The following is a 13,611-nucleotide window of genomic DNA, read 5'->3' as shown; positions in this document are numbered from 1 at the left end:
TTTTTGCCTTGGGCCTTTACTCCAATAATTCTTAATCATTTTTTAAATTTTTATTTTATGAATTTTTACAAAACCTATAACAAACCTTTGTCTTTCAATCTTTCTCTAGCACTTTTTTCTTCTACTTTACTATCTTTAACTTCTTCTTGTGCTTTTTTAATAGCAACAGGTTCTTCTGTTTTTAAATCTTTCACAAAACCTTTTCCTTTTTCTAAAACATCATTAAAAGTATCTCCTAAATTTTCTGATTGTTCTTCTATAATTGCAGAAGATTTAAAAATAAACCCAGCAATATAAGTTCCTAATAACGTACCAAAAATCATCGAAGTAAATAACGAAACGGTTGTAATATCTATCGGAATTATAAAACGTGCAATTAAAACTAAAACTAAGAAAAACGTGCTTATATATACAAGTCTTAAAAGAAAGTTTTGTTGATAGATAAAGCCTTTTTTGTTCGTAATAGACATCTGTAGTTCTTTAGAATTCATCATTTTATTAAAAAAACGATACAACTTATTTCCTTGAGATTCTCTCCAAAATAAAATAATACCAAATAAAATAGCTGCAATAAATATTAAAAGTTCTAGTGTCATATTATTTGTGTTAGATGTTTTGTTTAAAAATTATTTAAAATAGTTTCTATTACCCAATCTTGAGTTGAGCTTTCTAATGTTTTGAATGTGCTATAAAATTGTTCTTTGTCATACCAATATAAAAATAACACATCTTTTGGCGCAATATTTACCAATAAATACCAAATTAAATCTTGGTGATTTGGTTTTAACGAAGAATGCGGTTTGTGCAACGAAACAAACAAATCTTTGTCTAAAAAATCTTTTGCTTTTATGGTTTTAGAAGTTTTCTTTTTTCTAAAAACAACTCTAAACCCATTACTTTTTTTCTCGCAGAAATATCAATTTTATTTAAATAACTCTTAAAAAGAATATCGTTTTGTAAAATATCTTTTACCAAATGTGTTGGCGACATCAAATGTTTCGAAAGCGTATATTTCTTAATTCTTTCGTATTTCTTTTGATGCAATTCTTCTTCTAGATTTGCTTCTATAACGTCATAACTTAAAAGCTTATCGATTAACTCATCATGAGAAATATGATACATTAAAATATCATGCACAGTATCGTTTATCGCTTGGTTGTATGTTTCTTTTTCTTGAAAAATTAAAATTGGTTTTACAAAATCTTTCAACACAAAAATTCCGCCAAATGCTTTCGTATAAAAAGAATCTGTAGTGTATTTAATTTCTTCTAAAATAAGATTTCTTTCACGTAAATCGCCATATTTTTTAGCAGATGCTAATAACTGTTTATGAATATTTTCGTCTATAAAATTATTGTCTAAATTAAAAGTATGAATTAATTTTAATTGGTTCTCTTTAGCTTTATTTAAATTATTTATTAAATGAAATTTTATTACAATATCTTTATATTTTAAAACATCTAAAGGTTCGTAAAAAACATCTATTTTTTGATCAAAATCTAAACATATAGCAGAATCTCTAGTAATATCTTTAATAAAGTCGCCATGTTTTTTAAAAACAACCTTCATTAATTCTTTGTCAAAAGAATGAAAAGGATTGTAAATTGGTAAACCTTTTTGCAAAGGCGAAATAATAATTGCGTGCGTATTTGCCTCGCCATTATTTAAATAAAATTGCTCTTTCTTTTCTTCTGCAATCTCTCGGACTCCAACCTAAACCATCAATAGAAAAAGAGGTTAACGCTGTTTTAGAAAAACCTAATTTTTCTAAACATTTATTGTAGCGCTCTACTAATTTTCCGTTAACAGAAATTAGTTCGTTTCTAAATAATTTTGCGTCTTTTAGTTTTTGCATTTTAATTTAACAAATTATGAATTTGAGCATATTGTAGCAATACAATTGTTCTTGTATCTTCTATTTTACCGCTGTTTAGCATATCAATAGCTTCTGTAAACGGTATTTCTAAAACTTCTATATCTTCGTTTTCTGATGCTATGCCGCCACCTTCGCTTACTTTCATATCATCAGAATATTCTGCCACAAAAAAGTGCATTTTCTCTGTTAAAACCCCTGGAGATGAATACCCTTCGTAAACTTTTTTAACAGACTTTAATCGAATACCAACTTCTTCTTCGGTTTCTCGTATAATACATTGTTCAGGATTATCTTGATCTAATAATCCTGCCGGAATTTCAACTAAAAAACCATCTTCATTATCATGTACAAACGTTGGAAAACGAAATTGTTTGATTAAAATTACGGTCTGTTTTTTTGTGTTATACAATAAAATTCCTGCACCATGACCACGTTCATAAACTTCTCTCATTGGTTTTACCCAACTACCATCAGATTTTTGATAATCAAAATTAAATTTAAAAAGCGTGTAATAATTGTCTGATAAAACAGTTTTTTCTATATTTTTTACTCTTAAACTACTCATTACCAAAAGATTTTCTTGCTTGTAAATCTATGTTTAATTGATTCACACGAGCATCAACTTTTCGTTTAAAATCGGTGTCTGCAATCGTTGCCACATTGTCTAAATATCTTACAACTTCTTGTCTTCTAATTTCAGAAAAATCTAAACCTTTCATATTGCTTTTCATTAATTCTTGCAACATGCCAAATTTGGTTTCGTAATTCTTTTTGAAATAAATTTCCGGATTTTCGAACCAATCTTCTTCCAAATCAAAATCTGTTAAACGCAAAGAAATTGCAGATTGAATGTTTCTAACATCTCTAGAGGAGAAAAATGGAAATATTTGCTGAATTTCTTTATACAAACTTGCAAAAAACAGATGCTGATTAGTACTGTGCTTTTGCACAGCTTTGTCATAAGCTTCTAAAACTCTTTCTTCGGATGGTTTTTCTACAGATCTAAGAATTTCGCCCATATTTTTTGTAAGACCTTGATCTTTTAAATATTGATAATTTTCTCGGATTTTGCATATTCACAAAATCTCGAATTGTTTTTTCAAATTTTTTCCACCAAATATAATCTTGATCTAAAAAGTCATTTTCTGTTCTTGCACCATCAATTTTAAACCTACCTTGTACTCTAGAAATTACGGCTTTGTCTAACATTTCTGGTAAATTGGTAAAAAGTCCGATAGACGAATTCCCATAATTTACAGCATAAGCACCTTCTGTATAACGTAAGAAAACACCAATTACTTCTTTAACACCAGCAGAAACTCCTTGTGCAGTTCTTTCTTGCAAGTTATTTTCGGCGTCATCAATTGGCGCAAAAATTAATTTAGTTGGGTCTTGCATAGGTTTCATCCATTCTACCATTTTTTCTGCAGAACCACCTTGAAATGTACTAATTAAAGTATCTCGGCATGGGATGAAATAAAAACGGAATATCTAAATTGTCTGCATGCTCTTTTAATCGAGTTGCAATGGCAGCAATTAACATACTTTTACCTGTTCCAGGTATTCCGTAACCCATAAAAACGGGCATAAAACCACCCAATTCTTGAAACGGATTTTTCTTTGCATCAAAATCGTAACTTAACATTCTTTCTGTTAACCTACGTGCAAAATGCTTTGCATCTTTATTACCAACAATTTGTTCGAATTTAATTTTATTAAACTCAACACTTTTTGCGGTTCCGAAAAAACATTCTCCCAACCGAAACGGCAAAATCTGTTTTTTCTAATTTATAAGTTCTATCTACAATTGTTTCTGTGTACTCTAAAGTACTTTTTCTTAACTGAATTTCATCTATTAAGGCTTCAAAAAACACAACTGTAAAATCGATAACATCTTTATCTGTTTTTACAATTTCTGAGTGCCCAAGATATTTATCAAAATAAAATAAAGCACATGCAATTCCTTTTAATGGTGATAAAAATGACACTTCGGAATCCCAGCAAATTTTTGCTTCATTACAGATAAATCATCAGAAGCATGTGGTTTTAAATCGTGTAAAATTTTATATGAAGTTGCATATAACTGAAACGCAGTTGCAGTTTGCATTTTACTTTCGTAGGCTCTTTTACCTGTTGAATCTAATGCCGCTTTTCTTTCGTTTAAAGATGATAATCCGTAAGAATCGTAATAACTGTCTTTTATCCAAATTCCTAATGTTAAACCTTCTTGTACAGCATATAATGTTTGATTTAAATAAACCGGAATTGCAATAGAATCCGGCAAAAGCCTTTTCTTTAAACCTAAAATTGTTTTAGAAACTGATGTAATTTCTATATTACTACCGGAATTTGCTCTTGATAAATACAATAAAATAGAGCTGTCTTTTGCGTCTTTATCTTTATTTTTTGCTCTATTACTTTGTTCCCATTGTATACTTTTTAAATAACCGTAAGCTTCATCGCGAAGCATATCTAATTCGTTTTGTTTTATAGGAAATGTTGAGTTGTGCTGCATTCTTTTTCTAATTTTACTATGATTCTATAACAGTTGGCAATTTGTTTTTTTAAATTTCTATTGCATTTTTAAACTAGCTAATTCTATTGGATTTCTAGCTAGTTTGTGCAATACTTCGGCGCAGTATTGTGTAAAAGCTGAATAATTCTATGCGGTGCAAAAACATATTTTTGCTGAATTACTTCGCTCCATTTTTGCATGGTTTGTTTTGAGAAAAATCCGCCTTCTGTAAAGGTTTCTCCGAAAAAACCTCATCGATTTTTAAAGATAAAGCATACGATTCTAACGGAATTTCTTTTCTTGCAATTGCGCTTAAAATTGCATGTGTAATTTTATTTTCATCTTTTGCAAAAACATTATGCAATGGTCCTAAATCTATTCTTTTGATATGTTTTGGTTCTAAGTCGACTAATTTTCTGTCGATATTATACGCCATTGTATCTAAAGACATTTCTCTGTCTGCTGTTTCTTTTAAAGTCTGATAGATTTTATCTCTGTCTTTTAAAGCATTATTACCTTTGTAATTAAAGTACATATAACAAATAAAAGGCCTGTTTTGGCTAACATCATAAAAACTCCAACTTGTTAAGTACTGATGATTTGCATCTTTTGGTGCTTCTAAAATTTTACCTTGTACAAATCTGTTAAATATATATTTTTTATCTACGGATGAATAGTAAACTAAAGAGGATGCTTTAAATAAATCTAACCTTCTAATGGGTTCTTTTTTAACTAAAAGCGTATTTAAAAAAGATTCTTTTAAAGTGTCTACACTTGTAAATTTATCTAAATACTCATTTCTTAATTCTAGATCGTTGTATAAAAATCGAAATTCTAAATAATTAGGAAAACCAGAATCTGTTAAATCTACTTTCATATTGTCTTCTTCGTCGTACATATACTTTATACGCATCGCTTCTATAGAATATAAAAGTAAATCTGAGTATTGTTTAAAAATTAGCAGCTCTTGTTGTGTGCAAAGTTTTTCTTGCTGCACACTTACAATAAGTTCTTTTAAAACAAAATCTACCATTTTATGATAAAAAACATATTGTTCTTTTGAGTCTAATACTGCAGAATCTAAAGGTGTTGTAATCATGTTTTAACTTGATATTCTTATAGCTTATAAATTGATTTGTTTTGACAAACAAGCCTGCGTTAAGGATTGTAATGGCATCCTTTTTTGAGGTACGATAAAAAGATATAATGAAAAGCCTGACCCCGATTTTTCATCGGGGAAACGCCCTTATTATTTTAAGACAACATATCGTCGTTAGAACTTGTTGGTTTTGGAGTTTCTGCTGGTGTTGCATCGTCTCCTGTTGGTGCATTTGCATCTGCTTTGTAGTAATCTTCGAAAATTTCTTTCATATCGATACCGTATCTATCTGCAAAGTTTTTTTGAATGTCTACATCTTTCTCTCTAATTTCATGCAATGCCTCTGCATATGTGCTATAAACACCTTTCATTACTTTTTCGTGAACCGGAATATTATCCATCATATCTTGACGAGCTCTTGCACTTGCCGAGTGCATTGATGCTAAAGTTTCACCAATATGTTCATCTGTTTTTACACCTAAATGCTCTAAAATTGCTGCAAATTCTTGATCTGTTCTTGCTTTTAATGCTACAATATAACCGTCGTAATATTTTAATCTTTCTTCGGTATCACTTTTTAATTTTGCTCTATGCGTTTGTAAGTTAGAACGTAAAGAAGTTAAAACTTTAATTGTTAAATTGTGTTTGTGCACAAAACTATCTTTAGATGCTGCAAGTGTTGTATAAGCATTTTTAAGACCTTCTAACTCTTCTACTTTTTGCTCTATTGCTGTTACTTTACCTATTGCTTCTGAGTATGCTGTAGATTGTTTGTCTGCAATTTCATCTAATTCTTGTCTTGCTTGTTTTAACAATGCATATTGTTCTTCTAACTTGTCTTCTACCTCTTTCTTTTTTTCTAAAGCTTTGGTATGGTTTTTAGAAGCTTCTACAATGGCAGTTTTTAGCTTTTCTTCTACTTCTTTTATTTCTACTTCTCTATTTTTTAAACGTGTAACCGCTGCTTGAGATTTAAAAGAAAGTTCTCCTAAAAGTGTTTGTATATCTGCACTTTCTATACGTTGCTGAAATAGTGCTTTTGCTTTATTGTCTGCACCAGCACGTATTTTTTCTGCTGCTGCAAATTCCATTTCTTCTTTTTTAATTTTAGATTTTCTTCCCCATAAATTATTCCACCAAGTATCTGGTTTATTTTGTGCATCTTCTAACTCTACTCTTGCTCTTTCTAATGCTTTTTGGGCATCGTCTATTACTTTTTGTTCTGCTTCGTTTAATGCCGAAAAGCCTTCGAACTTAATACCTACTTCGTCTTGATAATCTGTTAAATCTTTAATAGCATCTAGTAAAGAAGTTCTGTCTTCTTTTGCCATATCTACAACATCATCTAAGGTTGCATTTAAGATCTTTTGACGTTTTTCTGGATCTTCTTCTTGAGAAAGTTTCGATTTCATGGTATCAATAGCTTTCCCCCAGTTTACATCTACTTTTTCTGTTTTTTGTGTTGAATTGGTTTCTAATAAATCAAAATCATCAGACATATTGCATTGTATTTTTTAAGTTGAACAATTTTTTTAAGTGTAGCAATTTCGTTATTTTTTTTCAAAAAAAGAATATTTACTTTACATATATGTTGCCTTAAATTCTTTTTTGTTACAAAAAAATAAAGTTTTTAAAAGTTTATAAAATATTTCTTAATTTCTTATTATTTTTAACTCAAATAATTTTTCTACATGTTTAAAAAAACAACCTTAATAATCTTTTTTTTCAATCTGTTTTACTCTTGTAGAAAATAGCTATGCGCAATTAAGTAAAAAGCACTTTATTCCGCCATTAACTAGTGCCGAGTTTGGCAACGCTAATCCGAAAAACCAATATTTATACATTTCTACACCAAGTAACGCAAATGTTACTTATAAGATTATACCCGTTGGTCAACCGAATACTTCTATTCTACAAGGCGTAGTTTCAAATTCAGATCCAAAAGAAATACCTATTGGCACAGGTAATACTCAGTTATTTGTAGCATCACCCTCAACTAGTCAAATTACAAACAATAAAGGTTACATTATAGAGGCAAATGATGCAATTTACGTATCTGTAAGAGTTTTAGCTGGCGGTGGCGCGCAAGCGGGCGCATTGGTAAGTAAAGGAAATGCTGCTTTAGGAAAAACCTTTAGAGCCGGTATGTTTACGAATCAAAATCCTCAAGACAACTATCTAAGTTTTATATCTGTTATGGCTACAGAAAATAATACAGAAGTTGTTTTTTCTGATATACCAACCGGAATTTCAATAAAAAATTATAGCGGTACATTACCAATTACTATAAATTTAAATGAAGGCGAAAGCTATATTGTTACCGCAAATAGTTTTGAAAACACCATAAATAGAGATGGATTAATTGGTGCTCTGATAGAATCTGATAAACCAATAGTTGTTAACTCGGGTTCTACGAATGGAAGTTTTCATGACGGTGGCGGAAGAGATTATGGTTTTGATCAAATTGTTGGTATCGAAAAATTAATGATTCCCGGTAAAACTGGTAGTGAATATATTTTTGTAAAAGGTGACGGAAATAATAATTGGGAAAATGTTCTAATTGTTGCTCACGAAGATAATACAGAGGTAAGAATAAATGGTGAAGGTCTATTTACGACTCTTGATAAAGGAGATTATACTCTTATAGAAGGAGATGAATACAATACGTTTGGTAATATGTTTGTAGAAACTTCTAAACCTGCTTTTGCTTACCAAGGTGTTGGCGCAAATAACAGTGAAGCAAATCAAGGTTTATTTTTTGTACCTCCTTTAAATTGCGAAAACAGAGGTAAGGTAGATAATATACCAAATATAGAAAGTATTGGTAATGTAGATTTTGCAGGCGGTGTAACAATCGTAACTAATAAAAATGCAACTTTAAAAATAAACTCTCAAGTAATATCTAATTTTAACACAACCGGCCCATTTAATGTTGATGGAAATACAGATTATGTAACTTATCAAGTCTCCGATTTAACCGGAAATATATCCATAGAAAGTAGCGAAGAACTTTATTGTGCTTATTTTAATCAAAATGGCGCCGCTTCTTCCGGTAGTTTTTATTCAGGTTTTCCGTCTAATCCAGAAATAAATTTTGATGTTAACATCTCTTCACTTGGAAATTGCTTAGGAAACGATCTTACTTTAAATGCAGCAAATACAACTGTTTTTGATGGTGGAATTGAATGGCAATATTTTAACGAACTAATAAATGATTGGGGTTTTAAAAGTAAGGCCGCGTCATACAAACCTTTAATTTCAGAACCTGGTAAATACAGGTTAATAGGAAAAATAACTTGTTCTAACAACGAATATATTTCTAATGAAATTTTGGTAAGTATTTGCCCTGATGATTACGATAATGACGGAATTATAGATAATATTGATTTAGACATCGACAACGACGGAATTTTAAATTGTGATGAATCTCTTGGCAACGCCAACATAAACCTTTCTAACCTAGATACGCCTAACGTAATTTTAGAAGACGGCACAGTTAAAGACATAATTACAACGTCTTTTCTTATGCAAAGCGATACTAATAATTCTTTTTCAGGTGCTAATAATGGCGATTTTACAAGCACATTAATAAATGATATAAATGCGGTAAATGAATTTAAATTAAGTTTTTCTCAAAATATAAATTTTAGTTTAAAACAAACAATTTCGGCAACTCATCAAGTTAAAGAAGATGAATATTTTATTATAAAAATCAAACCAGTAAAATAAAAATATCACACTCTTAAACCTGCACAATCAATTATTGGTAGATACAAATAATGATAATATTTATGAATCTGGAATTACACAATTTTCTGCTTCCGAAATAAAGTTTAAATACAACACATCAATCGCTGGTACAGCAAGTACATTTCAATTTGTAGCAAATCAAATCAATGAAATTCATTTTTATCATTCAGCAACAAATACAGATGCTTCGACTTTTAATGGTAATTATACGATTACATGCTTTTCTAAAGACTCAGATAATGATGGTGTAGAAGATCTATTTGATCTTGATTCTGATAACGATGGAATTCCAGATCTTTTTGATGCTTATGGTAAAGAAATAACCTTATTAAATACTGATACAAATTCTGATGGTATTGATGATGTTTTCAACTCAATAACAACCAATTTAGATACCGATAACGATGGCATAAAAAACTATTTGGATGTAGATGCTGATAATGACGGAATTTTTGATGCTACTGAAGCCAATCATGATAAAAACATAAGTTCTAACGGAGTTCTAATTACATTTACAGACATTAATAATAACGGATTAGAGGACTCCTTAGAAGGTTCTAGTACACTTATAAATTATACAATTTTAGATTCAGATGCAGATTCTATCTTTAATTTTACTGAATTAGACGCAGATAATGATGCGTGTCTTGATGTTTTTGAAGCTGGTTTTAATGACAATGACAATAACGGAATTCTAGATACATCAACTTTTGATGTAAATAATAATGGTAAAGTAATTAATAATTCTGATGGATATACATCTCCGGATTTAGACTACATAACCTCTGCTCCAATAAATATCAATACACCTTTTGAAGATTTTACTCTATGTGAAGAAACCGTCGGTATTTTAACAATCGATGCAACTGCAGATGCTTATGAATGGCAATTATCTACAGACAATGGTAATAGTTTTACCACATTAAGTAACAATACAATTTATAGCGGTACACAAACTAAAGACCTTCAAATTAATAATGTTTTACAAAGTTATAATAATCATCAATTTAGAGTTATTTTATCTAGAGCCGGTAACGCATGTAATGTAACTTCTAATGCAGTAAAAATTACAGTTAATCTTAAGCCCGAAATTTTAAATCCGGTTGCAACAATTTTACAATGTGCCGATGATCCGAGCCAAAACACTATAGTAAACCTTACCGAAGCTGAAATAAATATAAGCAACAACTCAACTAATAGTTTTAAATATTACAAAACAGAAACAGACGCTATTAATGATACAGCAGAAATAACAGACAAAGAACATTACCCGGTAACTGCTGGTTATGCAGAAGCTTGGGTTCGTACAATTTCTGAATTTGATTGTTATACAATTTCTAAAATAGAAATTAATGCAGCTTATGTTACTGATGTAGATTATGACAAAACATTTGAATCATGTGATGATTTTTTAGACATAAACGGCAATGATAATGTTGATAATTCTGACATAGACGGAATTACAAATTTCAATTTTAACGCCGCAAGACAAGAAATAATAAACAAATTTCCAACTGCAATTCAATCGGATATAACTGTATCATTTTACAAAAATGCAGACGACAGAAACGCAGCTGTAAACCCAATAATTGATATATCAAACTATAGAAACAACTCAGATCCGGCTTACGCTTACAATCAAACTATTTTTATCAAAATTAAAAATAATAACAATAATAATTGTGAAGGAATTGGCAAACTCTTTTTAAAAACGAACACTATTCCTGTGTTTGAAGTTGAAGGTGAAGCACCAAACGACCCTATAATTATTTGCGCTAAAAATATTCCTTATAATTTAGAAGTGAAGAATCCTGCAGATGATTACAATTACGTTTGGAGAAATGAGAATGGAACACCAATAGGTGGAAATTCAACATCCATACAAATTTCTGACGGAGGTAAGTATACAGTAACTGCGTTTAGTAAAGACAATACAATTTGCGAAAATTCTAAAACGATTGTAGTTCAAAAATCTGGTTTCGACCAATTAGATGAAGCCTTTGTAAAAGTTATAGATGATACTACAAATTCTAGTTCTCGGTTTAAGTATCGAAATTGATATTCCGAAAAACCCGACCATAAACGAAACTTTTGAATATGCTCTAGAAGATGAAAATGGCAACATAATCCGTTCTTTTCAAGAAAATAATATTTTTTCTAATCTTAAGGGAGGAATTTACAATGTTGTTGTCGAAAATAAAGATGGTTGTGGTACTGCTAAACTTTTAGTTTCTTTAATAGAGTATCCAAAATTTTTTACCCCAAATGAAGATGGAGTTAATGATACGTGGCAAATAAAAGGTGTTAATGATACTTTTTATAAAGCTACTTCTTTAAGAATTTTTGATAGATACGGAAAACTTTTAGCCGAAATTCCTCTAGATAGCAACGGCTGGAATGGTACAAGTAATGGTAAAATACTTCCTTCCGGCAGTTATTGGTATTCGGTAAAATTAATTCCTGTAGATAGCAGTAAACCCATTATTTCTAAGAAAGGAAATTTCTCTTTGCTAAGAAAATAGCAATTAAATTACATATTTAGCAAAAATCATTAAACATTTACTTAAAAACTAGAGGTTTTAAGAAGAATTTCACAAGTATATTTATTAATTTAGCAAAAACTAAGAAAAGATTTCCTATGGATATTAACTTCAATAAAAACGAAGATTATAACAAGCTTTTAGCTTCAGACTTACGCAAAAAATTAGTAAAAGTAAATTTAGGTGGCGGACAAAAAAGAATTGATAAACATCACGAAAAAGGTAAAATGACTGCTCGGGAAAGAATCGATTATTTGTTAGACAAAAATGCTAAATCTATAGAAATAGGAGCTTTTGCAGGTGATGAGATGTATGAAGAACATGGCGGTTGCCCTTACGGTGGTGTTGTTGTAAAAATAGGATACATTAAAGGTAAACAATGTATTGTTGTTGCTAACGATGCTACAGTTAAAGCTGGTGCTTGGTTTCCTATTACAGGAAAAAAGAATTTACGTGCTCAAGAAATTTCTATCGAAAATAAATTACCAATTATTTACTTGGTAGATTCTGCTGGTGTTTATTTACCAATGCAAGATGAAATTTTTCCGGACAAAGAACATTTTGGTAGAATTTTTAGAAATAACGCCATAATGAGCAGTATGGGAATTACACAAATTTCTGCTGTAATGGGCAGTTGTGTTGCTGGTGGCGCTTACTTACCAATTATGAGTGACGAGGCTTTAATTGTTGATAAAACTGCTAGTATATTTTTAGCAGGAAGTTATTTGGTAAAAGCTGCAATTGGCGAATCTATAGACAACGAAACTTTAGGTGGTGCTACCACACATTGCGAAATTTCGGTGTAACAGATTATAAAGCCAAAGACGATAAAGATGCTTTAGACAAAATAAAATTTATAGTTGATAAAATTGGCGATTACGACAAAGCCGGATTTAGTAAAACTGAAGCTTTTCCGCCAAAAGAAAATGAAGATGATATTTTCGGGATTTTACCAAGAGAAAGAAATGCGCAATATGACATGTTAGAAATTATTAAGCGTTTGGTAGATAAATCTGAATTTGAACAATATAAAGAAGGTTATGGGCAAACCATAATTACTGGTTATGCTAGAATTGATGGTTGGGCAGTTGGTATTGTTGCCAATCAACGTAAATTAGTAAAAACTAAAAAAGGAGAAATGCAGTTTGGTGGCGTAATTTATAATGATTCTGCAGATAAAGCTACTCGTTTTATTGCCAATTGTAATCAGAAGAAAATACCATTGGTTTTCTTACAAGATGTAACAGGTTTTATGGTAGGTTCTAAATCTGAACATGGCGGAATCATAAAAGATGGAGCAAAAATGGTAAATGCCGTTAGTAATTCTGTTGTACCAAAATTTACTATTGTTATTGGTAACTCATACGGCGCTGGTAATTACGCCATGTGCGGTAAAGCCTACGACCCAAGATTAATTGCTGCGTGGCCTAGTGCTGAGTTAGCTGTTATGAGTGGTAGTTCTGCTGCAAAAGTTTTATTACAAATAGAAACTGCCTCTTTAAAGAAACGAGGTGAAGAAATTACTCCGAAAAAGAAGCCGAATTATTTGACAAGATAAAATCTCGTTACGATAAACAAATTTCACCATATTATGCGGCCGCAAGAATTTGGACAGATGCTGTTATTAATCCGTTAGATACCGGAACTTGGATTTCTATGGGAATTGAAGCAGCAAACCACGCTCCTATTGAAAAACAATTTAATATGGGAGTTTTACAGGTTTAAATAATATAAAAGCTATGAAAAAGAAAAACATTTTATATCTACTATTGTTTATTTCGCTAGCTATTTTCGCCCAACAGAATAGACAAATTAGATTAATAAAATTAGA

15 protein-coding genes and 1 pseudogene are annotated in these 13,611 nt (G+C 30.6%); 4 read left to right on the top strand and 12 right to left on the bottom strand.

Annotation, left to right across the window (positions count from 1 at the left end; translation table 11 throughout):
• Positions 1-74: 74 nt before the first annotated feature.
• The 12 genes from ACZ1HD_RS04745 to ACZ1HD_RS04690 form a co-directional block, all read right to left on the bottom strand.
• Positions 75-596: a hypothetical protein gene (locus ACZ1HD_RS04745; RefSeq protein ID WP_340934540.1), complete on the bottom strand. Its 522-nt coding sequence runs from the start codon at positions 594-596 to the stop codon at positions 75-77.
• Positions 597-619: 23 nt separating this feature from the next.
• Positions 620-808: a hypothetical protein gene (locus ACZ1HD_RS04740; protein ID WP_472688778.1), complete on the bottom strand. Its 189-nt coding sequence runs from the start codon at positions 806-808 to the stop codon at positions 620-622.
• A gap of 38 nt (positions 809-846) precedes the next feature.
• Positions 847-1,698, bottom strand: coding sequence for a DUF6638 family protein (locus tag ACZ1HD_RS04735; RefSeq protein ID WP_472689286.1), 852 nt, complete (start codon positions 1,696-1,698; stop codon positions 847-849).
• On the bottom strand, positions 1,661-1,855 hold the full coding sequence (locus ACZ1HD_RS04730; protein WP_472688777.1) for a hypothetical protein: 195 nt from the start codon (positions 1,853-1,855) through the stop codon (positions 1,661-1,663). Before ACZ1HD_RS04730 ends, ACZ1HD_RS04735 begins: the two co-directional genes overlap by 38 nt.
• 1 nt (position 1,856) lies before the next feature.
• A complete protein-coding gene (locus ACZ1HD_RS04725; RefSeq protein WP_079738368.1) occupies positions 1,857-2,441 on the bottom strand; it encodes an NUDIX domain-containing protein in 585 nt (194 codons plus the stop codon).
• A complete protein-coding gene (locus ACZ1HD_RS04720) occupies positions 2,434-2,895 on the bottom strand; it encodes a hypothetical protein (protein WP_472688776.1) in 462 nt (153 codons plus the stop codon). Before ACZ1HD_RS04720 ends, ACZ1HD_RS04725 begins: the two co-directional genes overlap by 8 nt.
• Entirely contained in the window at positions 2,879-3,283 is a 405-nt protein-coding gene (locus ACZ1HD_RS04715) for a hypothetical protein (RefSeq protein ID WP_472688775.1), read from the bottom strand. The genes ACZ1HD_RS04720 and ACZ1HD_RS04715 overlap by 17 nt, the downstream gene beginning before the upstream one ends.
• A 40-nt stretch (positions 3,284-3,323) precedes the next feature.
• A complete protein-coding gene (locus ACZ1HD_RS04710) occupies positions 3,324-3,635 on the bottom strand; it encodes a hypothetical protein (protein WP_472688774.1) in 312 nt (103 codons plus the stop codon).
• Complete coding sequence (locus tag ACZ1HD_RS04705) at positions 3,598-3,864, bottom strand: hypothetical protein (protein ID WP_472688773.1); 267 nt, start codon at positions 3,862-3,864, stop codon at positions 3,598-3,600. The genes ACZ1HD_RS04710 and ACZ1HD_RS04705 overlap by 38 nt, the downstream gene beginning before the upstream one ends.
• On the bottom strand, positions 3,843-4,391 hold the full coding sequence (locus tag ACZ1HD_RS04700) for a hypothetical protein (protein WP_472688772.1): 549 nt from the start codon (positions 4,389-4,391) through the stop codon (positions 3,843-3,845). The genes ACZ1HD_RS04705 and ACZ1HD_RS04700 overlap by 22 nt, the downstream gene beginning before the upstream one ends.
• Before the next feature lie 178 nt (positions 4,392-4,569).
• A complete protein-coding gene (locus tag ACZ1HD_RS04695) occupies positions 4,570-5,490 on the bottom strand; it encodes a hypothetical protein (protein ID WP_472688771.1) in 921 nt (306 codons plus the stop codon).
• Positions 5,491-5,645: 155 nt separating this feature from the next.
• A complete protein-coding gene (locus tag ACZ1HD_RS04690) occupies positions 5,646-6,989 on the bottom strand; it encodes a microtubule-binding protein (RefSeq protein ID WP_472688770.1) in 1,344 nt (447 codons plus the stop codon).
• 598 nt (positions 6,990-7,587) lie between these two features.
• On the opposite strand from ACZ1HD_RS04690, the gene ACZ1HD_RS04685 reads away from it, so the two are divergent.
• The 4 genes and pseudogenes from ACZ1HD_RS04685 to ACZ1HD_RS04670 all read left to right on the top strand — a co-directional run bounded on the left by ACZ1HD_RS04685 (position 7,588) and on the right by ACZ1HD_RS04670 (position 13,505).
• Positions 7,588-9,219: an IgGFc-binding protein gene (locus ACZ1HD_RS04685; protein ID WP_472688769.1), complete on the top strand. Its 1,632-nt coding sequence runs from the start codon at positions 7,588-7,590 to the stop codon at positions 9,217-9,219.
• Between the two features lie 34 nt (positions 9,220-9,253).
• A complete protein-coding gene (locus ACZ1HD_RS04680) occupies positions 9,254-11,299 on the top strand; it encodes a hypothetical protein (RefSeq protein ID WP_472688768.1) in 2,046 nt (681 codons plus the stop codon).
• A complete protein-coding gene (locus ACZ1HD_RS04675; protein ID WP_472688767.1) occupies positions 11,256-11,762 on the top strand; it encodes a T9SS type B sorting domain-containing protein in 507 nt (168 codons plus the stop codon). The genes ACZ1HD_RS04680 and ACZ1HD_RS04675 overlap by 44 nt, the downstream gene beginning before the upstream one ends.
• Positions 11,763-11,878: 116 nt before the next feature.
• A pseudogene (locus tag ACZ1HD_RS04670) lies at positions 11,879-13,505 on the top strand (acyl-CoA carboxylase subunit beta).
• Positions 13,506-13,611 lie beyond the last annotated feature (106 nt).

Source organism: Polaribacter sp. HA6-7 (assembly GCF_055693625.1).
Note: the sequence above shows the minus strand (reverse complement) of the source record. Positions and strands in the feature narration are given on the sequence as shown.

What these genes read in the sequence shown, in the direction of transcription:
- ACZ1HD_RS04745 (WP_340934540.1), bottom strand. Translation starts at nt 596, where the DNA reads ATGACACTAGAACTTTTAATATTTATTGCAGCTATTTTATTTGGTATT.
- ACZ1HD_RS04730 (WP_472688777.1), bottom strand. Translation starts at nt 1,855, where the DNA reads ATGCAAAAACTAAAAGACGCAAAATTATTTAGAAACGAACTAATTTCT.
- ACZ1HD_RS04725 (WP_079738368.1), bottom strand. Translation starts at nt 2,441, where the DNA reads ATGAGTAGTTTAAGAGTAAAAAATATAGAAAAAACTGTTTTATCAGAC.
- ACZ1HD_RS04720 (WP_472688776.1), bottom strand. Translation starts at nt 2,895, where the DNA reads ATGGGCGAAATTCTTAGATCTGTAGAAAAACCATCCGAAGAAAGAGTT.
- ACZ1HD_RS04715 (WP_472688775.1), bottom strand. Translation starts at nt 3,283, where the DNA reads ATGAAACCTATGCAAGACCCAACTAAATTAATTTTTGCGCCAATTGAT.
- ACZ1HD_RS04700 (WP_472688772.1), bottom strand. Translation starts at nt 4,391, where the DNA reads ATGCAGCACAACTCAACATTTCCTATAAAACAAAACGAATTAGATATG.
- ACZ1HD_RS04695 (WP_472688771.1), bottom strand. Translation starts at nt 5,490, where the DNA reads ATGATTACAACACCTTTAGATTCTGCAGTATTAGACTCAAAAGAACAA.
- ACZ1HD_RS04690 (WP_472688770.1), bottom strand. Translation starts at nt 6,989, where the DNA reads ATGTCTGATGATTTTGATTTATTAGAAACCAATTCAACACAAAAAACA.
- ACZ1HD_RS04675 (WP_472688767.1), top strand. Translation starts at nt 11,256, where the DNA reads ATGATACTACAAATTCTAGTTCTCGGTTTAAGTATCGAAATTGATATT.